Origin of the sequence: Luteibacter flocculans (genome assembly GCF_023612255.1) — a bacterium.
GTDB lineage: Bacteria > Pseudomonadota > Gammaproteobacteria > Xanthomonadales > Rhodanobacteraceae > Luteibacter > Luteibacter flocculans.
Map to the genome: position 1 here is coordinate 2569603 of NZ_CP063231.1, position 24411 is coordinate 2594013.

The 24411-nt window shown below is 63.2% G+C and carries 17 protein-coding genes and 1 tRNA gene; 6 read left to right on the top strand and 12 right to left on the bottom strand.

Annotation, left to right across the window (positions count from 1 at the left end; genetic code table 11):
• Positions 1–33: 33 nt before the first annotated feature.
• The 3 genes from infB to IM816_RS10900 form a co-directional block, all read right to left on the bottom strand.
• Positions 34–2898 carry a translation initiation factor IF-2 gene (infB, locus tag IM816_RS10890; protein ID WP_250338101.1) on the bottom strand — a complete coding sequence of 955 codons (2865 nt, stop codon included), beginning with the start codon at positions 2896–2898 and terminating at the stop codon, positions 34–36.
• A 133-nt stretch (positions 2899–3031) separates the two neighbouring features.
• Complete coding sequence (gene nusA, locus IM816_RS10895) at positions 3032–4546, bottom strand: transcription termination factor NusA (RefSeq protein WP_072321299.1); 1515 nt, start codon at positions 4544–4546, stop codon at positions 3032–3034.
• A 45-nt stretch (positions 4547–4591) separates the two neighbouring features.
• Positions 4592–5107: a ribosome maturation factor RimP gene (locus IM816_RS10900; protein WP_250338102.1), complete on the bottom strand. Its 516-nt coding sequence runs from the start codon at positions 5105–5107 to the stop codon at positions 4592–4594.
• Positions 5108–5487: 380 nt separating this feature from the next.
• Here IM816_RS10900 and IM816_RS10905 point away from each other — a divergent pair, with 380 nt between their 5' ends.
• Positions 5488–6132 carry a GIY-YIG nuclease family protein gene (locus IM816_RS10905; RefSeq protein WP_250338103.1) on the top strand — a complete coding sequence of 215 codons (645 nt, stop codon included), beginning with the start codon at positions 5488–5490 and terminating at the stop codon, positions 6130–6132.
• Here IM816_RS10905 and IM816_RS10910 read toward each other — a convergent pair.
• The 3 genes from IM816_RS10910 to IM816_RS10920 form a co-directional block, all read right to left on the bottom strand.
• A complete protein-coding gene (locus tag IM816_RS10910; RefSeq protein WP_250338104.1) occupies positions 6129–6662 on the bottom strand; it encodes a 2'-5' RNA ligase family protein in 534 nt (177 codons plus the stop codon). The genes IM816_RS10905 and IM816_RS10910 overlap by 4 nt on opposite strands.
• 42 nt (positions 6663–6704) lie before the next feature.
• Entirely contained in the window at positions 6705–11840 is a 5136-nt protein-coding gene (locus tag IM816_RS10915) for an RHS repeat domain-containing protein (protein ID WP_250338105.1), read from the bottom strand.
• Positions 11841–12097: 257 nt separating this feature from the next.
• Positions 12098–14599: a protease pro-enzyme activation domain-containing protein gene (locus tag IM816_RS10920; RefSeq protein ID WP_250338106.1), complete on the bottom strand. Its 2502-nt coding sequence runs from the start codon at positions 14597–14599 to the stop codon at positions 12098–12100.
• Here IM816_RS10920 and IM816_RS10925 point away from each other — a divergent pair.
• On the top strand, positions 14598–14885 hold the full coding sequence (locus IM816_RS10925; RefSeq protein ID WP_250338107.1) for a hypothetical protein: 288 nt from the start codon (positions 14598–14600) through the stop codon (positions 14883–14885). The two genes, IM816_RS10920 and IM816_RS10925, sit on opposite strands and share 2 nt — an antisense overlap.
• A gap of 68 nt (positions 14886–14953) precedes the next feature.
• Here IM816_RS10925 and IM816_RS10930 read toward each other — a convergent pair whose 3' ends face one another.
• Complete coding sequence (locus IM816_RS10930; protein ID WP_250338108.1) at positions 14954–15832, bottom strand: AraC family transcriptional regulator; 879 nt, start codon at positions 15830–15832, stop codon at positions 14954–14956.
• Positions 15833–15994: 162 nt separating this feature from the next.
• Between IM816_RS10930 and IM816_RS10935 the strand changes: the two genes are divergently transcribed.
• On the top strand, positions 15995–17845 hold the full coding sequence (locus IM816_RS10935) for a glycoside hydrolase family 35 protein (RefSeq protein WP_250338109.1): 1851 nt from the start codon (positions 15995–15997) through the stop codon (positions 17843–17845).
• Between the two features lie 9 nt (positions 17846–17854).
• On the opposite strand, the gene IM816_RS10940 is transcribed toward IM816_RS10935, so the two are convergent.
• The 5 genes from IM816_RS10940 to grxC form a co-directional block, all read right to left on the bottom strand.
• A complete protein-coding gene (locus IM816_RS10940; RefSeq protein ID WP_072321305.1) occupies positions 17855–18316 on the bottom strand; it encodes a YccF domain-containing protein in 462 nt (153 codons plus the stop codon).
• A 150-nt stretch (positions 18317–18466) separates the two neighbouring features.
• Positions 18467–18543 (bottom strand) — tRNA-Met (locus IM816_RS10945).
• Positions 18544–18640: 97 nt separating this feature from the next.
• Positions 18641–19663 carry an isocitrate dehydrogenase gene (locus tag IM816_RS10950; protein WP_072321306.1) on the bottom strand — a complete coding sequence of 341 codons (1023 nt, stop codon included), beginning with the start codon at positions 19661–19663 and terminating at the stop codon, positions 18641–18643.
• A gap of 131 nt (positions 19664–19794) precedes the next feature.
• Entirely contained in the window at positions 19795–20184 is a 390-nt protein-coding gene (locus IM816_RS10955) for a carboxymuconolactone decarboxylase family protein (RefSeq protein ID WP_072321307.1), read from the bottom strand.
• Positions 20184–20453: a glutaredoxin 3 gene (grxC, locus tag IM816_RS10960; RefSeq protein ID WP_072321308.1), complete on the bottom strand. Its 270-nt coding sequence runs from the start codon at positions 20451–20453 to the stop codon at positions 20184–20186. Before grxC ends, IM816_RS10955 begins: the two co-directional genes overlap by 1 nt.
• A 161-nt stretch (positions 20454–20614) precedes the next feature.
• On the opposite strand from grxC, the gene IM816_RS10965 reads away from it, so the two are divergent.
• The 3 genes from IM816_RS10965 to phoR all read left to right on the top strand — a co-directional run bounded on the left by IM816_RS10965 (position 20615) and on the right by phoR (position 24382).
• Entirely contained in the window at positions 20615–22231 is a 1617-nt protein-coding gene (locus IM816_RS10965) for a M48 family metalloprotease (protein ID WP_250338110.1), read from the top strand.
• A 107-nt stretch (positions 22232–22338) separates the two neighbouring features.
• Positions 22339–23028, top strand: coding sequence for a phosphate regulon transcriptional regulator PhoB (gene phoB / locus IM816_RS10970; RefSeq protein ID WP_166698972.1), 690 nt, complete (start codon positions 22339–22341; stop codon positions 23026–23028).
• Between the two features lie 76 nt (positions 23029–23104).
• A complete protein-coding gene (phoR, locus tag IM816_RS10975) occupies positions 23105–24382 on the top strand; it encodes a phosphate regulon sensor histidine kinase PhoR (protein ID WP_425602574.1) in 1278 nt (425 codons plus the stop codon).
• Positions 24383–24411 lie beyond the last annotated feature (29 nt).

Consider the following 24411-nt stretch of genomic DNA (forward strand, 5'->3'; position numbering starts at 1 on the left):
TACTTAAGGTTCACAGTTGACGGCTTCACTGTCTTACAGCGTGCGGGCGACTTCGATGCGCTCGAAGCACTCGATCTGATCGCCGACCTTCACATCGTTGTACTGCTTCACGGCGATACCGCATTCCATGCCGTTGCGGACTTCGTCCACCAGTTCCTTGAAGCGACGCAGCGATTCCAGTTCGCCCTGGAACACCACCACGTTGTCGCGGAGCACGCGAATCGGCTTGGAGCGCTTGACGACGCCCTCGGTGACCATGCAACCCGCCACCGCGCCGAACTTCGAGGAACGGAACACGTCGCGGACCTGCGCGATACCGATGATCTCTTCGCGGATTTCCACGCCGAGGAGACCGGACGCTGCCTGCTTCACCTGGTCGATGACATCGTAGATGATCGAGAAGTAACGGACGTCCAGCCCGTTGGTGTCGATCACCTTGCGCGCCGAGGCGTCGGCACGGACGTTGAAGCCGATGATCAGCGCCTTCGAGGCCGCTGCCAGCGTAGCTTCCGACTCGGTGATGCCGCCCACGCCGGACGAGATCACGTTGACCTTCACCAGGTCGTTGCCGATCTGGGTGAGCGAATCGCGCAGTGCTTCCACCGAACCCTGGACGTCGGCCTTGACCAGGATGTTGAGGGTCTGCTGGCCTTCGCCCTGACCCATCTGGGCCATGATGTCTTCCAGGCGGTTCGACTTGCTGACCAGGCGGTTCTCGCGGCGCTTCTGCTGACGCTCCGCAGCCACCTGGCGTGCCAGGCGCTCGTCCTCGACGGCCACGAAGTCGTCACCCGACTCCGGCACGCCGGACAGACCCAGCACCTGCACCGGAATCGACGGACCGGCTTCGTTGACCTGCTTGCCGGTTTCGTCGACCAGCGCGCGCATGCGGCCGTATTCGATGCCGCAGACGACGAAGTCGCCCTTCTTCAGCGTGCCCTGCTGCACCAGCACCGTAGCCACCGGACCGCGACCGCGGTCGAGGCTGGATTCGATCACGACACCCGACGCGCGGCCATCGGCCACGGCCTTGAGTTCCATGACTTCGGCCTGGATCGAGATCGCGTCGAGCAGCGCTTCCACGCCGTCGCCGGTCTTTGCCGACACGGGCACGAACTGCGTGTCGCCGCCCCAGTCTTCCGGAATGACCTCGAGGTTCGCGAGGCCCTGCTTCACGTTGTCCGGATTGGCGTCGGACTTGTCCATCTTGTTGACCGCGACGATCAGCGGCACCTTGGCGGCGCGCGCATGCTTCACGGCTTCCTGGGTCTGCGGCATGACACCGTCGTCGGCCGCCACCACAAGCACCACGATGTCCGTGGACTGCGCACCGCGCGCACGCATCGAGGTGAATGCCGCGTGGCCCGGGGTGTCGAGGAAGGTGATCACGCCACGGCTGGTTTCGACGTGGTACGCACCGATGTGCTGCGTGATGCCACCCGCTTCGCCCGAGGCGACCTTGGTACGGCGGATGTAGTCGAGCAACGAGGTCTTGCCGTGATCGACGTGACCCATGATCGTGACGACCGGCGGACGCGAGACCTTATCGCCTTCCAGCTCCACGTTCTGGGTATGCGAAGCCAGCGCGGCTTCGGCATCGTTGTCGGTGGCGCGAACCGGGTTGTGGCCGAGTTCTTCCACCACGAGGGCAGCCGTGTCGTGGTCGATGGTCTGGTTGATGGTCGCCATGACGCCCATCTTGAACAGCGCCTTCACCACCTCGGCGCCCTTCACGGCCATCTTCTGGGCCAGCTCGGTGACGAGGTTGTTGTCACCGATGACGACATCGCGAACCACCGCAGCGGTGGGACGCGTGAAGCCGTGCGGGCCGGTCGGAGCGGACGTGCCGCGCTGCATGTCGGAGCGACCCTTGACCTTGCCGCCGCGACGATTGCCGCTGGAACGGCGCGCGCGATCGGCATCGGACAGGTGCAGTTCGCCAGCAGCGAAGCGCTTGCCACCCGGCTCGCGATCGCCACCGCGACCACCGGGCGAGCCGCCACCACCGTGCTTCGGACGAGCTGCACCGCGGGCGTCGTTCGTCGACGACGGTGCGGAGCCCGGGGCCGGACGCGCTGCCGACGGAGCGGGACGCGCCGTCGGCGTGGCGGCCACGGGGGCGGGCGCCGGAGCCGGTGCCGGGGCAGGCGCCGGAGCGGGCTTGGATACCACGCGCTCACGCTTACGCGGCTCGTGGATACGCGGCAGGATCATGCCCAGCGAACGCGTATCGAGCTTGGCGGTCTGGTGGCCGATGCCGTCATCGCCGGCTGCGGCCGGAGCCGGAGCCTCAGGCGCGGCGGCAGTCGGAGCCTCGGCACGGACTTCTTCGGCGCGCGCGCGTTCGGCCGCGGCTTCTTCCGCTTTGCGACGCGCCTCGGCGGCGGCCTCTTCCTGGCGGCGAGCCTCGGCTTCGGCGTGCTGGCGAGCTTCCTCGGCCTGCTGGCGACGCTCGGCTTCCTCGCGACGCTGGGTTTCTTCGTGCTCGCGCTGCGCCTGCGATTCGGCGAGCTTGCGCGCGGCCTCCTCGCGTTCGCTGTCATGCGATGCGTCTTCGGCGATGGCACTGCGCTTCACGTAGGTGCGCTTGGCGCGCACCTCGACGTTCACGGTCTTGGCCGGACCGGCGCCACGGCCCGTGCCCGAGTTCACCTTGAGTTCGCCGACGGTGCGGCGCTTCAGGGTGATCTGGCGCGGGGCCGAGTCGTCCGCTTCGGGTGCGGCCTCGTTCTTGCCATGCGTGCGACGCAGGAAACCGAGCAGCTTCACCTTTTCGGTGCTGCTGATCACCTGATCCGCATTGTTGAATTTCATCCCGGCCTGATCGAGCTGCCCAAGGAGCTTCTCGACTGGCATTTCCAGGACCTGGGCCAATTGTTTGATAGTGACGTCCGACATCGTTCTTTATTCTCCGCCGTTCCCGCGCGTAACCTTACGTGCCGTCGATGACCCGTACGGCTGCCTCCATCCCTGGGTGGAAACCTCGCGGCTTCCCACAAGGCGCCCTTCCAGGGCGCTTCCGGACTCGCGCTTAGCCACCCTTCTCCAGTCGGGCGATCATCGGAGCGCGCGCAGCCATGATGAGCTGCGAGGCGCGTTCCTCCGTCATGCCTTCGATATCGATCAGTTCGTCGACGGCGAGGTCACCCAGGTCGTCGAGGGTCTTCACGTTGCGCTCCGCCAGCGCGAAGGCAGTGGGCTCGTCCATGCCGTCCAGCTCCAGCAACTCGGCGGAGGGGCCGTTCTCGTCGATGCCTTCCTCGACCGCCAGGGCCTCGGTGAGCAGCGAGTCGCGAGCGCGGGCACGAAGTTCCTCGACGATGTCCTCGTCGAAGCCTTCGATGGCCAGCAGCTCGGCGCTGGGCACATAGGCGATTTCCTCGACGGACGAAAAACCTTCCTGAACGAGGATGCCGGCGATTTCCTGATCGACTTCCAGTCGCTCCATGAACAGGTTGAGCGCTGCCTGCTGCTCGGCTTCGGTCTTGGCCGTGACCTGATCCTGGGTCATGACGTTGAGCTGCCAGCCGGTGAGCTTGCTGGCGAGGCGCACGTTCTGGCCGCCGCGGCCGATGGCCTGGGACAGCTTGTCCTCGGCGACCGCGATGTCCATGGAGTGCTTTTCTTCATCCATGATGATCGACTGCACTTCGGCCGGCGCCATCGCATTGATGACGTACTGCGCCTGATTCTCGTGCCACAGGATGATGTCGACGCGCTCGCCGTTGAGCTCGTTCGACACCGCCTGCACGCGCGAACCGCGCATGCCGATGCAGGCACCGATGGGATCGGTGCGGCTGTCGTGGGCAACCACTGCGATCTTTGCGCGGTCGCCCGGATCGCGGGCGCAGCCCTTGATCTCGACCAGACCCTGGCCGACTTCAGGCACTTCGAGCTTGAACAGCTCGATCATGAATTCCGGGGCGCTGCGCGAAACGAACAGCTGCGGACCGCGGATTTCCGATTTCACTTCGTAGAGGTAACCGCGCACGCGGTCGCCCACGCGAGCCGATTCGCGGGGAATCGTCTTGTCGCGGGGAATGAAGGCTTCGGCGTTGCTGCCGAGGTCGAGGTATACGTTGCCGCGCTCCACGCGCTTGACGATGCCGGTCACCAGCTCGCCGACGCGATCGCGGAACGCATCGACCACCTGCTGGCGCTCGGCTTCGCGAACGCGCTGCACGATCACCTGCTTCGCCGCCTGCGCTGCGATGCGGCCGAACTCGGCGTTCTCGATCTGGTGTTCGATCCAGCCGCCAACCTCGGCGACTTCGTCTTCGCCGGCTTCGTCCTGCGCGTCCATCAGGCGGATCTGGTAGGACGGATCCTCCATCTCGCCGTCGTCGGCAATGATTTCCCAGCGACGGAAGGTCTCGTAGTCGCCGCTGTTGCGGTCGATCTCGACCCGGATATCGGGATCCTCATCGGGGTAGCGCTTCTTGGCGGCCGAGGCCAGCGCCGCTTCCATGGCTTCGAAAATGACTTCGCGCGGCACGCCTTTTTCATTGGCGACCGCGTCGACTACCAGCAAAAGTTCTTTGCTCATTGCCGCTACTCCCGTAAGGATGCCCCGTGGCATCCCATCGTTACGTTATTTGGGTTTCTTTCCGCCCAGCGTGGGCTTCGGCTGCGGCGCATAGCCGAGGGCCACCCAGTCGGGAACCACGCGGGCGCTTTCGACGTCCGCATGCTCGAATTCGAATCTGCCTGCCTCGCCCTCGACCACGATGCGCTCGCCGTCGACTTCGACGACGTTGCCCTTGAGGCGTCGGCGCCCATCGATCGGGGCCTTCAGCAGCACCTTGACCTCCTGGCCATGCACGCGAGCGAACTGCTCCGCCGTGAACAGGGGGCGGTCGATACCGGGAGAGGAAACTTCCAGTACATAGTTGCCCGGGATCGGGTCTTCAACGTCCAGGAACGCCGAGAACTCACGGCTCGCGGCTTCGCAGTCGTCGACCGTGACCTCGCGCTCGCCACCCTGCACGTCGAGATAGACGCGCAAGGTGCTTTGCCCGCCGGACGGGAGAAACTCGATACCCAGTACCTCGAGGCCGAGATCGGCCACGATGGCGGAGAATCGTTGTGAAAGTGCGTTGGTATCCACGTTACCTGCGGTTTTTCCAGTCGCCAGAAACAAAAAAAGGGCGCGAACGGCCCATTCCTTTCGTCGCCGATGTATCCCGACACTTTCCTCCAACGGGCTTGTGCAATGCCTTGATGGCGCTCACAAAGTGCCGCAGAACGCCTCCGTGCGCCCAACAAAAAAGCCTCACGAGGAGGCTTTCTTGTAAAAAGAAAGTTCCTGAAGCGCGCTGCATCGGCCGAGACCGTGGTGAACGCCACTTAAGATTCACGGATTCTATCGCGTTTTTCTTCGTTCGCGCAAGGCGGAGGCCGATCCCATTGCACTGCCCAGGCTAACCCGCGACCGCGCGGCGTGGGTCCGTCCACATGCCTGAGACAGGCGCCGCGGATACTTTCCGCATGTCCGACGACACACCCTACCCCCGATTCGCCAGCCGAGGCCGGGCCTTCGTCTATGTATTGCCATGCCAGGACGAGGATCTGCTCAAACTCGGCTTCTCGCGCGATCCGTTTACCCGCTTCAGCACCCTCCATCGCCGTTTTTACACATTCTTCGATCTCGACCGCGGCCTGCTCGTGGATACCGACAGGGTCGTGACGGCGCGGCGCATCGAGCGGACATTGATCGAGGCTTTTCGCGCCGACCGGGCCATGGCACCCCTGGTCGTGCCCACAGCGGCCGGCGGGCACACCGAGTGGTATCGCGGTGCCTACGACCGGGTGCACCTTCTCCTGAACGAATTGGCCGGGGTGGACGGCTTTCCGCTGCACGAGGGCCTGCGCCCGTGGCTGCGGAGTCACCTGATGGCCCGCGCCGACCTGCTGCACGACTGGTCGCTGCGCATCGTCGAGACCCTCGACTGGGCCAGGCACAACGCGCCCGACGATCCCGGCGCTGCTCGCCTCACCCGCGCCCTGCTCGATACCTGGACACTGTTCGAGGCGGCCGGCCTGGACATTCGCTCGCTCGTTCCGGGGTCGGTCAGTCAGTGGTACGACCACGGGGATCACCGACGTCTCTTTGGCCGGTCCGGCCTCGCTTAGGCCGGACTCCCGTGGCGGCCTAGTTCCGCGACGAGCCGCGTTCTCCAGCCGTCAGGGCCGCGCTCCATCGCATGCACCTGCCGCACCTCGCAGGACACAGGGCCGTGGGCATGCAAACGCTCTTGCACGGTAGCCGCGATCGCGTCTCGATCACGGCGCACATCGCGCGCCACGGAAACATGCGGCACGTAGTCGGGAAATTCGCGGTCCCGGCGCGGCGATTCGGGGAACGCAAGACGAAGCGCCGCGGCCAGCGAGGCGATAGCCTCCACGGGAGACGGAGCGAGCCACACTGTGGACGGAAACATACGCACCGCGTCCAGATGGAATGACAAAGGCTGGCGCACCGCCGCGACCGTGCGCAATCGTTCCTCGATAGCCGGCGTGATGTGTTCGCTGTCGAGAAAGGGATAAACCAGGGTGATGTGCGCGCCAAGGCCTTTCTTTGCCGCTGGATCGAGGCGCGCACGCAGGTCGCCGACGAGAGGTTCGGCCTCGGAGACCATGAGTGCCAGCAGCGTGCGGCTCATGCGAAGAGCCTATACCGCTGCGGGCACTCATGCCTATGGTCCTTACCGGAACCTGAGCCGACTCGTCCGACTCCGCATCCTCCCAGCAAGCGATGTACCCAGATCGTACTGACCACCGAGCGATTGTACGGGGACGCCAACCGTGCCATCGGCGTCAGCTAAAGCCTTGGCGGTCGCTTGATCGTCGAAAACACCTGCGCTGCCTAGGGCACTGCCAACTCCGTCGATCATTGCCCCGACGACCTCGCTGCCATAAGGCTTCAAGCTCACGAGCAACCTGGCGTTCGCCGAAGTCGCTGCGCCCGCGGCTGGAGCTGCCGCCCACAGCGATGAACGAGAGGGCTGCGATTTCTTGGTAACCGAATCCTCACCGAGGCTAGGTAAAGAGCCAAGAGTCAGCTCTACGGTGGCGCGACCTACGTCGCCTGAGAGTACCTGGGTGCGAGCCGTCTTGGCGGCATTGCGAGCCGCAACTGTCGTCGTGTCCTTGGCAACGCTCTGCGTCCAGCGATTCCCATTCCGCGTGAGCGCGCCCACCTTACCCAGGCCAGCCCGCAAGCCTGCCGCCGCGGAGCCCACGCTCATGCCGAACGCTATCCAGTTCAACGTCGAGGCCGTCGCGGGATCGCTGTCGCTCACGATGATCGCGGCGATCCCGATGCCCGCCGACGCGACGGCGAGCGTGACCGCAATACTCACCAACACGAGCGAGGTTCCTCCGGTGAAGACTGTGCCTGCGACGCCCACGACACCCCAGGCAAGCGCCTCTCCAATCTTGACGGTTTTATTCAGCCAATCGGGACCACGTTGCTGAATCCGTGCCATCAGCATTCCTACAGGGGTATAGGAATGCACTGTGTTGATCGCATCACCTGCCCATTGAAGTGCAGACTTCAACCAACCGAAGGCATGGCCACTGGGGTCTTGGTAGTTGATGGGATCCCCTGCGCAGTAACCATAGGGATGCATGCCGCCCACTCCGTAAGGGCTCTCACTATCGGGGGCATTGAACTGCATATGACCGGGCGCATACCAACGATAACCCTGCCCAAGCGGGTAGCGATCCGTTGCGCCATCCACGTCCCGATACGCGCCCTGGAAGCCTAACAGCGAATCTGTCTCATCCGAACTGTGCTCGCCATAGGCGGTATAAGCATGATGCTTGAATGTCTTCGCCGTGCGGTCGTACGTCACCAGTACCGTGCCATCTGTATCGCACAATTCAAACAACGTGCGATCCACGCTTCCAAGCTTCACCCGTTGGATTGAGCAGGCCGCACTACCTGCGTAAAAGTAACGCCCTGCATCCCCCTGGCCGTGTTCGCCCCGCAGGTCCATGCCATCGAAGACTAGTTGACGTTGATCCGTCGCCGCTCCGCTACTTGCCAGCCGGTCCATGCCGTCATAGGTGTAATAGCGTGACCCGGCTCGAATCAGCCGCCCCATCCAGTCGTAATCATAGGTCTTGCCCTGCGCATCGCGCGTCAAGCGCCCGCATGCGTCGTACGTAAGCTCCACGGACCGCTTGCCACCGACCATGTAGTCGTCGTGATCATGCGTAACGCCGACCAGGCGACATCCGCTCGCATCGTAGCTGTATTTGCTGCTGCAGGTAGCGGTGCCGAAGCGGGTCACGCACATAACTACATTACCGAGTCCGTCATAAGTAAACGCCTGCGAGTCGATCGGCTTCCCCTTGGGATTCAGCGGCTTCCACAGACCGGCCGTTGTGCATCCGCCCAATCGATCAAACTTATCGTAAGTAAACGTCTTCGACGCCAACTCCTTCACACCATTCGTCAAACGCATGGAAAGCAACCGGCTACGTGCGTCGTACTCGCGCTTCAACGTCAACACGGTGGTGCCGGGCAACGTAAACGTACGGCTAACCTCGCGGTACATCGCGTCGTACGCATAAGCTACCTGCGCCTTTTCGCCAGCATAGGAGACTTCCTCCAACGACAACATGCTTGCAGCGTTGTATGCGTGCGTAGTCTTGATGTCGGTACCACGTTGAGTCGACGTGCGCTGGCCCGCGGCGTTATATGTATAGGTCACTTGCCCGCCGGTCGCATCGACCTCGCTAAGAATGCGTCCACCGAGAGACCGAACTGCCCGGATTTCGCGCACAGAACCCGATGCCAGGGTTACCTTCTCGGTCGTCGGCCATTCGTTCAGGTCATGGTTGAATGCGAGCTCGGTGGCACCTTCTTTCACCGTCGATTGCCTTGTCGCACCATGGACGTAACTGAGCGACCTGCTCTTGCTGCCATTCCCGTCTGAACCGCTAACCTTAGACGTTCGGTATCCAAGCTCCTTGATGTAGTCATACGTCAAACGGGTCCCGTCCGCCCTCGTGATGGTTCTTGGCGCCGGCGCAACCCCTTCGTAGGTCATGCGTTCTCGAACTCCCGCACGGGTGATTGAGGTCACACGTCCCCATACATCCAGCTCACGCTCGCTGATCCGGAGTACATAATCGGCACTTGGATTGGGGCTTTTCGGGAAGCCCGTGTCCTGAAAGTCGATCGACTTGCCAGCGCTGAAGCGGTCCCAATCTTCCCCTGCATCGAAGAAGGCCACTGAAACGGGCTCGGGATTTAAAAAGTCACCGGCGCGATATTCATAAGCAACAATGTGCTCAAGCCTCTTGCTCGATGGTTTCAGCTCGCCGTCCCACCACTCGCGCTTTGACACGTCGCCGCCACCCGTGATCGGGAAGGGTGCGGCCGAAATGGGACATTTTTCACGAAGTCTCCGGCGAACCGCTGTTACACGGCCAAGGCCATCGTATTCGGTAGCTACTTCTTCGCCCCCGTCGTCATGACCCGTCACCACACCGGATAACCTACCTTCGCTATACGAATAGGCCTCGCCCATAAAGGCACGCCCTTCGGCATCAAGCCATCGGATACAGGCGACCTGGTCGTCAGGTCGATAGAACGTACGCTTGCGATGCTTGTCTGTCTGCTTTCCTTCCCACTCATCACGCACCAGGAAGATAGGATCGAACTCGTCGAACTCGACGCGGCCGTCGCTGTAGGTTCGGCGTGATTCTTCATTCCAGTCGTCGTACCCGAAGGAGCATACTTCTTTAATCGCCACCTTACCTGCAGCATCAAACGACGTTATCGTCGCCCTCCGCCCCAATTCGTCGTACTCCACTGACGACACTGTGTTCCATGCGCCCCCCTCATAGACTTCTTCCTTGATAATATTGTCCCTGCCGTCTGACTCCGCCGCACGCTTGCGGCCGTCAGCTTCAGTTATCTCCATGCGACCGAGAACCGGATACGTATAATTAGTGACTTCGCTATACGCCGTCCCCTTGCACGCCGTTCGGCTGGATAGCCTCCCCGCACGGTCGAAGGCATAAATAGTGGTGTTCCCACACGCATCGACCTCGCTCAAGCATCGCCCGCTGAGGATGCTTACGGACTTGGAGGTTGAACGCGATTCGCCTCCGCGACTGCAAGTCGTGGTAATCGTCATCGACGTTCCATTCAAACTGTATTCGTAGGCCGTAGATGAAACGTCACTTCCCAGCGAGTAACCTACTTCTAGGCCCTGAACAACCTGCTTCACGAGGCCTCTTCGATACCCATCAGAAAAGTAATCAGTCTCCTGACATATGGCTGAGTCGCCAGCACACAACTTGGTCCTTACATAGACCACCTTTTTTCTATTGAGACCGTCAACCGCCGAATGTCTGCTCTCGCGCCCGACCTGACGCATAGTTAGGTCGGCATTCAATTTCTTCACGTCGTCTTCGACAGGCATACTCTTGCCCGAAGACAGATAATCGTCGGCCAACGTTCTCTCCTCGACCAGGTAGGCATCGAGAAAGTCACCTTCCGGCGCATAGTCGAAGTATGTTTTATTACATTTCGAATGAATGAACTTTAGCGTCGATCCTTCGAAATAGCTATTTGAGTACTCCGTTCGACTCACCCCGGATCGAGAGAAACAAGTCTCTGTCGTCCTGGCCGAACAAGGTCCTGGAGCCTCCGGAAATTGATTTTTTTTCGTGCTGTAGAAGCCCACCGAAGTGGATTTAAACTTCCTTTCGAGCGTACTCACGCCCCGGGTGGTTGTCTCGCTGACCATTGTGTAACTGCTGTCGTACACGTACACGGTCTTTCTTCCACCCGAAGTCGCCACCTCTGTGACCGTCGTGGTGTATGCCGCGCTGGGATCTTTCTCGTTCTGGCTGTAGGCATATGTTGTAACCATGGGCTTTCCGCCAGCGCGCGGCGTAACCGTATAACGACTAACGCATGGCAGATAGTTCAACTTGGAATCCTCTTCGAACGTCCGCGTTTCCGGCACGTACTCCACCTGTTCGGTTAGACCGTCGAACGTACGGATGCTGTTGAGAAGCCATCCGCAAACATCGTCATCGATGTAGGTGAGTTCACAGTTGAACGCCTCCCCCTCAGGTGGAGTGATTGCCCTAAGCGCAACGTTTTCGATGGTCAATACATAAGTAAGCTCATCGTCCGACCCGAACCAGAAGGTAATCAGAACAAGGGATGGCGCCCAGTCCGGCTCGTATTCCAAGGAAACGAGTTGGCGAGCCGCTTCCGCCCTGACAGGTGCAGGGTCGGCAGCGTGCACAGGCATGTCGTTACGGATGCCAGTGAGACGAATCTGATACTCGACCGCGTAGTCAACCCCCTGGGGAACGACTATCCAGGACAGCGCAACGTAGCGGCATCCGTCGGTCGTCAATCGTACCGGTACCCATATGCCGCTTTTGGGCTGCGACCGGAGCGTCTCTACCCGACCATCCTTGTATTCAACCTCAATTGCCCCATCGCTCTTCCACCGCACGATCACCGATGCAGTCTTCAGATCTTTTTTGGATTCAACGCTAAGCACCTCCCCTGTATGCAGGGTCAGCTTTCCGCTCTTCTCGTGATATGTAGTGAACGCAAACGACCAACCATCGCCAAGGGCGGAAGCATTGTTGACGACCGGGCTATAGAACAGACTCATGTCGATCGCGGGCCCAAACCCGAGATTGCCTACTATCCTGGGCAACGGAACGCACGCCTCGAATAGGCCGGTGCGCGGCTGCACGTTGTTTCGCTTCTCCGTTAGACTGTTGAAAATCGCGTCACTCTCGTAGTCGCACGGATCTTTCCCCATCTGGTTGTGAGACTCACCGAAATGCATGACCGTCCTCCTTGGCTTCCCCTCACTGCAACGACAGTGAGTTGGCTGTGAGCCAGCATGCGCCGCGGCGGCGTCGACCGATCCAGTCCATTCGGTGTAGGTGCATCTCGCAACACTTGAACAATCGAAGCACCACCCTATCGCGTGCCGAATAACCACTACCGCAATAGAGCAAATGCTGAGAACGCCCTTCTTGGCAGCTGAACAAAAAAAGGGCCGCCCCCGCGGGGGCGGCCCTTTCCTTCTCACCTCAGTTTTCAGTTCGTCCAGGTGGCCTTCAAGGTCACGCCGGAGAACGCGCTATAGCCGTTGAGCATCACGTAGTAGGTACCCGTCTGCGGCGACGATGCCGTGCAGCTCTCGGTGTTACCCGTGACATACGGTCGGCAGTCATAGCTGGACGTGGTCGGCTGCGCGCCGAACTTCACATACAGGTCGGCGTCACCGGTGCCACCCGAGATCGCGATCTTCAGGTTGGTCGCGCCGGAGGGAACCGCCACGGTGTAGTAGAGCTTTCCGTTCTTGGCGGCCGACAGTCCGGTGACGGCTACGCCGTTCTGCAGCACGTTGCCGCCACCACCGGACGAGCTCACCGTCACCGACGAGGTCTTCGTGTTGGTGGCACCCGCGTTGTCGGTCACCGTTTCGCTGACGCTATAGGTACCGGCGGACGTGTACGTATGGCTGGGATTGGTGGCCGTGGACGTTGCACCGTCGCCAAAGTTCCACGAGCGCGAGGCGATGCTGCCGTCGCTGTCGGACGAACTGTCGGTGAAGGTGGCCGTGAGGCCACTGGTGACGACGCTGAAGTTCGCCACCGGCGCAGCGTTCGTACCGCCGCCACCGCCCCCGCTGACCCAGTTCGCCTGGGCGTAAGTGTTGAGCTTGCCGATGTCGAAGCTGCCGAAACCGGTCGCTTCGTCGAAGCCGGTCGTCGCCGTATAGCCGTGGTTCTGATAGCCGTTATTGCCCGACGTCACGTCATGCAGCAGCGAGGTCTGCGTCGGGAACGCCTGGTAGAACTTCGACGCCGGGAAACCGATGGCGTTGTTTGCCGCCGATTCGATGCGCGCGAAGGCACCCACGAACAGAGGCGATGCGAGGCTGGTACCACCCACCTGCTCGGTGGTGCCATTGACGACGATCAGCGCACCGGACGACGAGGCCGCGTCGAACGCAACGTCGGGACCGACACGTTTCGTCGAGCTGGTGACTGACGACTGCCACGATGGCGCCGTCTCGTAGAGGCTGGTGCCACCGCCGGTCGCCCACAGGCGCTGGTTGTTGTCGCCCTGGCTGGGGGCGATGGCGGACAGACCTTCGTTCCAGACCGTCTCACCCGTCCACGACGTGCCGCTGGTGGAGAGCTGCGTGCCGCCCACCTGGATCACGTACGGCGAACTGGCAGGCTCGCTCACGGAGTAATGCGTGAGATCGATCTTCACCGTGCCCGCCGAGTTGGCGACGTAGCCCGGCGACCCGGAGGTCGGATCGGACGACCACTGATAGACGCCCGCGTCGCCGGCAGCTACCGAGAAGGTCTGCCCCTGTGCCACGGCCTGCTGGAAGATCGCGTCGTCGGCAGCCTGCGTACCCGACTGCTCGGCAGCCGTTTCGTCTTCGCCCAGCGACACGTTGATGAGCTTCGCCACGTTGTCCGTCACGGCACGGTTGAAGGTCGCCGTGATGCCCGCGTTGGTGATGCCGCTGGAGCTGGAGTCACCATTGGCCGAGGTATAGAAGATCAGCTGCTTCACGGCGCCAGCGATACCGACGATATCCTGACTGTCCAGCGACCACTCACCGTTCGAGTCGGGATCGTTGGCGAACGTACCGCTGCCGACCTTGGTAATGGTGGAGTTCACCGTCGGCAGGCCTGCGCTGGCAGTGAAACTGTTGAGGTCGGTCACCGTCTGCGTGATCGAACCCCAGGTGATGATGCCCACTGCGGTGTTGCTCGCGGTTGGTACGCTGCTGCCGCCATAGATCGCCGCGAAGTCCTGCGGATGGTGCGCAGCGACCGCGGACGCGGCCTGCGTACTGCTGGCGGGGCCGGGCACGGTGACGTCCTCCGGCTTGTACACGTGGTGCAGCGGATGCTTCACCGACACGTTCTGCAAGCCGAGCACGGCATTGACGGAATCGCCCAATGCGGCAGGCACAAGGGCCGGCGCGTCGTTGGCGAAGAACTCGCGCCCATTGGCGTTGAAGCGCTTGATGGACGTATGGAAACCGTTGACCGCGGCACCTGCGTTGCCGTCTGCGGAGACAAGCAGGCGGTTCGGCGCTACGTCGATGTTGGTGAAGCCCGCCTGCTGCAGATGCGCGACGACCGCGTCGACCTGTGCCTGAGTGGGCCCGAAGCGCGCGCTGAACTGCTCAGGGGTGAGGAACTTGCCGTAGAGCGGGTTGCCCGGCGTCGTAACGGCAGCAAGGAAAGCCTGCAACTGGTCGGGATTGCGCAGTTTCAGACTGACCGCGACATGTAGGGGATGATCGGCCGGCATCGCCGTGACCGCGGCGGCATCGATGTGTGGCGAACCTGTCATATTCAACGCATAGCCTGACGCCGTCGGCGTGGCTGCCGTGGACGACGTGGCAAGTGCCTGCGTTGCCGCGACGGGAAGCATGGCCGCCTGAGTATGCGTGGACACCCAGGCGTCCGCCGCGTGTGCGGAGAGCGACGACATCGCCAGTGCGATGGCCGCGGTCAGTACCGTCTTGCGAGTGATCCCTGAAGCAAAAGCATCGATCTTCATGATTGATCCTTCCATTAGCCCGTGGATTGCCGCCGCCGAAGCGGAAGCGCTGACACTGCAAGCGCAACGTAAGGAAACGCGTTCCCGCCGTCCGAGCGATGCTCGGTCGTTGATTTCGCAGGAAATTACGATGCCCCCATCGTTACGCCTCTTTGCTCCCCCTGTTCATCGAGGAAGCAATGCGCGTGCTTTCGTCAGGCTTTCATCGAAGTTAAACGCGGCGCGAGCAATCCCAAGATCTGCGACGTATGCCGCAAAAGCGCACAATCCTTTATCAATGGATTGACGATCGCGCGCGAATTCACCGCCGGATGGCAGACGACGGGTTCGCAAGTTGTTGCGCACGCATCAGACTCAGCGCTGCGGCGAGAGCGGCAGGAAGATATCGGTGATCGCTTCGTGTTCGGGCACATCGGGGAAAAACGCGATGCGTTGCAGGAACAACGGCGCATCGCGAGGCTCCTCGCCGCTGACCGACAACCAATCACCATAAAGAAACCGAATGGCGTCGCCGAGCAACGCATCCGACCCCGTATGCCGGAGCACCGCGCAGCGACCGCCTTCCAATAGCGCGGCATCAACACCCTCACCGTCACCCGGTGGCTCGATGCATGACACGCAGAGGTCGATGCGATAGTCCTCTGGCCGCGTGGTATCCGGATCGTAGTAGAGCACATTCCAAGTCGCGCTCTTTGCAGGCGAGAGACCATGCGCCTTGCGCCATGCAATGAATCGACGGATCGATTCGCCTACACGTTCCGGTGGCCCCACATGGGAAAGGCAGGCCACCGCGGTCGCGGGAAAATCGACGATGCGCACGTCGTCCATCCGCTGTGTCTCGGGCATGTGGAATCTCCTTACGTCGTCGAGTTCGTGCCAGGCGGTGGCCCAGACGCGCCAGTCGGGCGCCTCGCGAAACGCCGAGGGCGATTGCCCGAGCCGTTGTCGAAAGGCGCGGGAAAACGCTTCTGCGCTGTCGTAACCGGCGTCCAGTGCGATCTCCAGCAGGGAGACGTCCGAACGAAACGCCGCCTGCCACGCAGCGCGCTTGAAACGCGTGAGCTGCACGTAGCGGTGCAAGGACACACCAGTCAGCGCGGCAAAGCGGCGATGGAAATGATGGCGCGAATAGAACGCCACGTCGGCCAAGGCATCGAGCGAGAGGTCGCCGTCGAGGTGGCGGTCGATGTGGTCGAGCACGCGGCGGAAACGTTGTGAGGTCGGGTCGGTCATGGGACGAGAGCCTAACGGGAGCACTGCGCGGATGCCTGATCGATCTTGCGTTTATCGGCTGCCAGAACGCGGCAGGGCGGCCTTTCATCGTGTGACGCAATCGGCTTGCGACAGTCACGCCGGGCTCTGTACCTTCGGTGGCTACCCCAAGTGGAGGCTGCCGTGAATCGCCTGAGCGTGCTCCTGTCGACCTGCATGGCTGCGTCGGCCGCCCTCTTCTCTGTGCCGGCACTCGCTGCCACGCCACCGCATTTCGCCATCCAGGGGGATCAATTTCTCCTCGACGGCAAGCCATACGTCATTCGCTCCGGGGAGATGCACTACCCGCGCATCCCACGCGCGGACTGGCGCGATCGCCTGCGCAAGGCACGCGCCATGGGACTCAACACCATCACCACCTACGCCTTCTGGAACGTCAGCGAGCCCGAACCGGGCAAGTTCGATTTCAGCGGTAACAACGACATCGCCGCCTTCGTGCGAACGGCCCAGGAAGAAGGCCTCAACGTCATCGTGAGGCCCGGCCCGTTCGTCTGTGCGGAATGGGAGTTTGGTGGTTTCCCGGCATGGCTGCTACGTACGCCGGGCCTTCGAGTGCGTTCGTACGACCCGCGCTTCCTGGCCGCCAGCGCAGCATGGTTCAAGCGCCTCGGTCAGGAATTGGCGCCACTGATGAGCACGCGCGGCGGCCCCATCCTGATGATGCAGGTGGAGAACGAGTACGGTTACGTCGGCAACGATCGCGACTACATGGAAGCGATTCGCAAGCAGATGATCGACGCCGGCTTCGACGTTCCCCTGTTCATGTCGAACGGTCCCGGACCGACCTGGATGAGCCGCGGATCCCTGCCCGGCCTCGTCTCCGTCATCAACTTCACCGGCGACGCGAAGAAGACCGAGCGCGCCTTCCTGCGCTCGGCGCCCATGATGCACGACATGCCGAAGATGGCCGGCGAATACTGGAGCGGCTGGTACGACCGCTGGAGCGAGCCGCACAAGACGCGCAGCACCGAGGAAGTCACCAGCGCTGTCGGCTGGATGCTCGATCGCGGCATCTCGTTCAACCTGTACATGATCGACGGCGGCACCAACTTCGGCTGGATGAACGGCGCGAACAACGACGACGCCAAGTACCTGCCTGTCACCACGAGCTACGACTACGACTCGCCCATCGACGAGGCGGGCCGACTCACGCCGAAATACGGGGCGCTGCGCAAGGTGATTCAAGCGCATCTACCCAAAAGCGAACCGCTCCCCGAACCGCCGGCGTCCTCGCCGACCATGGCGATACCGCGCTTCGAGTTGCACGAGGCCATATCGCTGCTCGACGCGCTCCCGTCGCTGTCCAAGCCGCAGACCAGCCTCGTGCCGCACGGCATGGAAGCGTTCGGGCAGAACTACGGACTGATCCTTTATCGCAAGCGCCTGGATGCCGATACCAAGGGCACACTGGACGTCAGCGACGTGCACGACTACGCCACCGTGCTTGCGGATGGCCGCCCCCTAGGCACGCTGGATCGCGTGAAGCAGGAACACGCGATGCCGGTCGATCTTCCCGCGGGCAGCACGCTCGACCTGCTGGTGGAGAACATGGGCCGCATCAATATCGGCCCGGGCATGGAGGACGACAACAAGGGGATCACGTCCGCGGTGCAGGTCGATGGCATGGACATCACCGGATGGACGGTCTATCCCCTACCCCTCGACGATCTCTCCGGCCTGGTCTTCAAAGCCGACGCCGCGCCGGATGATCCGGCTTTCTGGCGCGGCAGCTTCGAGATCGCCAACGTTGCCGGCACCTTTCTCGACATGCGCGACTGGCACAAGGGCAACGTGTGGATCAACGGCCACCATCTCGGCCGATTCTGGAACATCGGCCCGCAGCAGACCCTCTATGTGCCGGCGTCGTGGTTGCGCAAAGGTCGCAACGACGTGGTCGTGCTGGAGATGCAGCCCGGCGGCTCGCATGCGATCGTCGGGCTCAAAGACCCCGTGTTCGGCACCGCGGCGCAGTAAGCGTCCGCGTCAGGCGATCCCGCGCGACCTTAGCACCGCCGCTTCCGCGTTCATCCGTCGCGACGCGGAGGCGACGTCGGTGCTGACGATCGTCTTGCCGATCGGCGCCAGCGCAATACCCGCCAGCTTCAGATGCTGCACGCCGAACGGAATGCCGATGATCGTCACGCAGCACGCGATGGCGGAACACACGTGCCCAATCGCCAGCCAGATCCCGGCGAACACGAACCAGACGATGTTACCGATCGTGCCCAGCGGACTGGTGCCGATGTCGCCCCGCCCTGAAAGCTCACGGCGATCGATCGCTTCCTTGCCGAACGGAAAGAACGCGAACTGGCCGATGACGAAGCACGAACGCGCCCAGGGAATGCCGACGATGGTGACGAGTGCCACCAGCCCCGCCAACCACCAGCCGAGGCCCATGACCAACCCACCGAATACAAACCAGATGATGTTCCCGATCGCTCTCATGTATCGCTCCTTGTCTTGGTAGTGCCAAAGCTAGAGGGGCGCGGGTCCGGCAAACAGTGCCGAACGTTGGGCGACCAAGCCCCGGCGCCAAGCAAGCGCCCAACAAAAAACGGCGCGATCTACGAGAGATCGCGCCGTTAAAGTTGAAACTGGTAGCGGGGGCAGGATTCGAACCTGCGACCTTCGGGTTATGAGCCCGACGAGCTGCCAGACTGCTCCACCCCGCATCAGAGTCAGCAAGTATATGGACGTGGCCAGATTCTTGCAAGCACTTTTGTGACGATACGTGGAAAAAATGATTCACATATCGTTTGCAACGAAGGATCAGGCCGTAGTGCGAATGCGCTCGACGATGGCGTCACCGAACGTGTCGGTGGTGCCGGTGCCGCCCACGTCCGGCGTGGTGCGGTCGCGGGCGTCCATCACGTCGCGGATGGCGCTGCGCAGACGGGTCGCCTTCGCCACCATGTCGAGGTGGTCGAGCATGTCGGCAGCGGCAAGCAGCAGCGCGCAGGGGTTGGCCTTCTTCTGACCGGCGATGTCCGGTGCGGAACCGTGCACGGCTTCGAAAATGGCCGCGTCCTTGCCGATGTTGGCGCCCGGCGCGAGGCCGAGACCGCCGACGAGACCGGCGCAGAGGTCGGAAAGGATGTCGCCGAACAGGTTGGTGGTGACGATCACGTCGAACTGGTACGGGTTCATCACCAGCTGCATGCAGGCGTTGTCGACGATCATCTCGCTGAATTCGAGGTCGACGTAGTCCTTGGCGACTTCACGCGCCACGTCGAGGAACAGGCCCGACGAGGTCTTCATGATGTTGGCCTTGTGCACGGCCGTGACCTTCTTGCGGCCCTTCTTGCGCGCCATTTCGAACCCGTAGCGGCAGATGCGCTCCATGCCCGGGCGGGTGTTGCGGATGACCGAGACGGCCACCTCGTTCTCGCCCTCACCCTCGCGCGTCTGGCCTTCGGCCATGTACGCGCCCATGGTGTTCTCGCGCACCGTGATGATGTCGATATTCTCGTAGCGCGCCTTGGTACCCGGGAAGCTGATCGCCGGGCGGACGTTGGCGTAGAGATCGAACTTGCGGCGCAGCGTGACGTTGATCGAAGTGAAGCCACCGCCGATCGGCGTGGTCAGCGGGCCCTTCAAGGCCACCTTGTGCTTCTCGATGGCGTCGAGCGTGGCCTGGGGAAGCAGGTCGCCGTGCTTTTCGAGCGCCACCACCCCCGCATCCACGTAGTCGTAGGTAAGGCCGCAGTCGAGCGCGTCGAGAACGCGGATCGTTGCGTCCATGATCTCGGGGCCGATGCCGTCGCCGGGGATCACGGCAATGGTCTTGCTCATGGGGAAAACTCCTGAAGGGAAGCGGGACGCGGTGCGCGCCGAAAGACGCGCGAGGGGAAGAAAATCGCCCAATTATCGGCGATCCGGCCCACTTCCTTCAAGGTTTGCGCCGCCGCAGCGGCGCGGGCGACTCACGCGGCGGGATGATCCGCGCACGCGGCAGCGTCGGCCGGGGCGTCGGCTTCCAGCGAATCGAGGAAGTCCACGGCGCGGCGCAGGTGCGGGATCACGATCGATCCGCCCACCACGAGCCCGACGCTGAACACCTCGAAGAACTCGTCGCGCTGCACGCCCGCTTCCTTGCACTGGGCCACGTGGTAGCTGATGCAATCGTCGCAGCGGAGCACCATGGAGGCCACCAGGCCCAGCATTTCCTTCGTCTTTACGTCCAGCGCGCCGGGACGGTAGGTCTGCGTGTCGAGCGCGAAAAAGCGCTTCACGACCTGGTTGTCCTCGCTCAGGATGCGCTCGTTCATCCGCTTGCGGAATGCGGTGAACTCCTCCACGCGATCGCCGGCCATCAGTGCGTCGCCTCGAGGATCTCGGCAAGACGCCCGCTGCGGTCGGCCGCGGCGAGGTCGTCGAAGCCGCCCACGTGGGTGCCGTTGATGAAGATCTGCGGCACGGTGCGGCGGCCACCGCTCTTCTCCAGCATGACGTCGCGCTGGGTGGGATCGGTGTCGATGCGCACCTCGTTCCAAGCCAGGCCCTTGGCCTTCAGGAGGTTCTTGGCAGCGACGCAGTAAGGGCAGACGGCGGTGGAATAGATGGTGATGTCGGGTGTGGACATGGCGGAGATCTCGGAGAGGCCGAATGGCGGGAAGATGACGGCCGAAAGCGAATTTTACAAGGAGGTGACGAACCCCGCTCGGTGTTCGCGGTCGAAGCCATCCCAACGCGTTCCGCGTGGAAGGCATCTCTTCATTTGGTGATGGTATCGTCCCTCGACCTATGCGCCCGTCCCTCCCCCGTCTCGCCGTCCTCGCCGCCGCCACCCTCGCGACCCTGGTCGCCGGGGCCCAGGACGCCATTCGCCTGCCAGAACTGGGCAGTTCCGCCAATGCCTTGATCAGCCCGCGCGAAGCCGACGAGTACGGCGCGATGATGCTGCGCCAGATGCACGCGCTCGACCTGACGGTCGACGACGCCCTGCTCGACCAGTACATCAACGACCTGGGCTACCGTCTCGTCGCCGCCAGCGACCGCCCGAAGGACCATTTTTCCTTCTTCATCGTCCGCGACACCCAGATCAACGCGTTCGCCGCACCCGGTGGCTACATCGGCGTCAATGCCGGCCTGATCAACATCACGGAAAGCGAAAGCGAGCTGGCGGGCGTGATCGCCCACGAAATCGGCCACATCACCCAGAATCACCTTTATCGGGCCTTCGAAGATTCGAAGAAGAACGCCCCGCTCATGGCCCTGGTGCTGCTCGGTGCCATCGCCGCTGGCGCGGGCGGCGGTGCGGGCGATGCCGCCCCCGCGGTGCTGATGGGCGGTCAGGGCCTGCTGCTCCAGCGGCAGATCAATTTCACCCGCAAGGACGAAATCGAAGCCGACCGCGTGGGCATCCAGACGCTCGCCAACGCCGGCTACGATCCGGACGCCATGGCCGACTTCTTCGGCCGCATGCAGGACACCATGCGCGTGGGCGAAGGCGAGGAAGCCCTGCCCGCCCTGCTCCAGACCCACCCGGTGACCCTCGCGCGCATCAGCGATGCCAAGGCGCGGGCCCGCGTGCTCGAAGAACGTCAGGCGAACAAGCCGCGCCTCTCCACGATCGACAAGGCCACCTGGGAGAAAAGCACCGCGCCCGTCCTGTTCGTGAAGGATCCCACCGCCCTGGTCGGCACGGCCGGCAAGGTGGCGAAGGACAGCGTCGGCGACACCTATGCCCTGATGCGCGAGCGGGTACGGGTGCTCTCGGGCGACGCCCAGCGCCTGGCGACCTATTACGCCACCAATCTCAAGCGCAAGGATTTCGACACCGCGGCCAACCGCTATGGCTACGCCCTGACCCTCATCCGCACCGGCCACGGTGCACAGGCGGTGGAGCAGCTCCAGCCGCTCCTGGCGAGCCAGCCGGGGAACGTGGTGGTCCGCCTTGCTTTGGCGGATGCCTACGAGGACGCTGGCCGGCACGGCGACGCCATGGCCATCTACAAGGCCCTGCACGACAACTCGCCGCGCAATCGCGCAGTGGCGCTGGGCTATGCCAAGGCCCTGGCCAACAGCGGCCGTGCGGAGGATGCCCGCACCGCGGCCACGATGCTGCGCCCCATGCTCGACGACAGCGACGACCCGGAAATCTTCCGCACCTTCGCCCGCGCCAGCGAGCGCTCGGGCGATTCGGTCCGTGCCGCGGAAGCCTACGCGGACAGCGCGTATCTCTCCGGCCGCCCGTTCGATGCGATGGAGCAACTGCGCCGGCTGCTCAAGCGCGACGATCTCGATTATTACCAGCGCTCGCGCATCCAGGCCCGCATCAGCGACCTGACCCCGCTGCTGATGGAACTGCGCAAGCGCCGCATCACGACCGACGACAATCCGGACGGCCGCAGCCAGTAATCGGGCCCGGACGCCGGCTTCCGGCACGCCATTGTGACGATTGTCATTGCCGTGTAACACGGCAGGGCTGCAATATGACGGTCACAGGCCATCCGAGCGGTCCCAGCGTGCACAAACGCATTCTCATCGTGGAAGACGAAGCTTCGATTCGCGACATGGTCGCCTTCGCGCTTCGCAAGGCGGGTATGGACGCGGCGCATGCCGCCGACGCCCGTGCCGCGCAAATGGCCATCTCCGAGCGCGTGCCGGACCTGATCCTGCTCGACTGGATGCTTCCGGGCACCAGCGGGCTCGAACTGGCCCGTCGTCTGCGCCGCGAGGAACTCTCGCGCGAGATTCCCATCATCATGCTCACCGCGCGCGGCGAGGAGATGGATCGCGTCAACGGCCTGGAGGCCGGCGTCGACGACTACGTCATCAAGCCGTTCTCCACCCGCGAGCTCATCGCCCGCATCAAGGCCGTGCTTCGCCGCAGCCAGGGCGACGACGGCTCCGGCGTGGTCGAACTCGGCGGCCTGCGTATCGACGGCCCGGCGCACCGCGTGTTCGCGGGCGAAGACGCGGTGCCGATCGGCCCCACCGAATACCGCCTGCTGTTCTTCTTCATGACCCACCCCGAGCGGGTCTACTCGCGCGCACAGCTGCTCGACCATGTCTGGGGCGGCAGCGTCTACGTCGAAGAGCGGACTGTGGACGTGCACATCCGACGCCTGCGCAAGACGCTGGAGCCATGGAAGCTCGACGACATGGTGCAGACCGTTCGTGGCGCGGGCTACCGGTTCTCGTCCAACACCTAGTTATTGGCGGGCCAGTAGGTATCGGCGGGCCAGCCGCGCTATGGTGCGACTCACCAGACCGTTACCGGCCGTGTCCATGCCTGATCGTTTTCTTTCCACCTGGCGGTTGCCCGCCGCGTGCGCCGCACTGCTCCTGGCAGGCGGCGGCGTGGGTGCGCTCGCCGGCACGCCTTGGCTTGGCGTGACGATCGTCGCGCTGGCGGAAATCGTCGTCCTGCTGTCGCTGTTCCGTCACAAGTCGGGGCCAATGTTGCAATCGTCCGCCACGCCCCACCCTGAGCATGACCGTCTGATGACTCGCACCCGCCGAATCGCATCCCGCCTGCGCGACCTGCGCAGTGCGGCCGGGACCCTTCCCGACGCCGTGGTCCTGCTCGACCACTCGCTGCACGTGCGCTGGTTCAACCATGCCGCGGAAGAACTCCTGGGCCTGAAGCGGCCGCGGGATCGCGGGCGGACGCTGGCAGACCTGCTGCGCAACACGGAACTCGCGGACTGGCTGGCCGATGGGGCCCGCGAACCGCTGAACGATGTGACGGCCCCGGGCCATCCCAATCGCCACGTCACGGCCACGCTGCTGCCCTTCGGTAGTCGGCAGCGGCTGCTTCTGGCGCGCGACACCAGCCATCTCACGCGGCTGGAGCAGATCCGTCGCGACTTCGTCGCCAACGTGTCGCATGAACTGCGCACACCGCTGACGGTGATCCACGGCTACCTTGAACTGCTTGATCCCGAAGACGTGCCCGAGCTCGCGCCCGTACTCGACGAGATGCGCGCGCAGTCAAAGCGCATGGGCCAGATCGTGGAAGACCTGCTGACGCTGTCGCGTCTCGAAACGCAGGAGCACGTGGCCGACGAGCAAGTACAGATGGCCCCGCTGCTGGCCAGCCTGCGCAAGGAAGCCGAGGCGCTCAGCCAGGGCCGGCACACCGTCTCGCTCGACATCGCCACCTCCTACGACCTGCTCGGATCGCCCAAGGATCTGCACAGCGCCTTCTCCAACCTCGTGAGCAATGCCGTGCGCTACACGCCGACGGGCGGACGCATTGCCATCCGCTGGGCCGAGGCCGAGGATGGCGCGCAGTTCTCCGTGCAGGATTCCGGCTTCGGCATCCCCGCTGCGCACATCGCTCGTCTGACCGAGCGCTTCTATCGCGTTTCGTCCAGCCGCTCGCGCGACTCGGGCGGTACGGGCCTGGGCCTGTCGATCGTGAAGCACGTGCTCAACCTGCATCAGGCGCGTCTTTCGATCGAAAGCGAACCGGGCAAGGGCTCCACCTTTGCCTGCATTTTCAGCAGCGAGCGCTTGCTCGACGGCACGCGGTTGCAGGAAGTGGCCGGGCTGCATCCTTGACAGCGGCCGCGCCGCGCCAGCCGATGCAG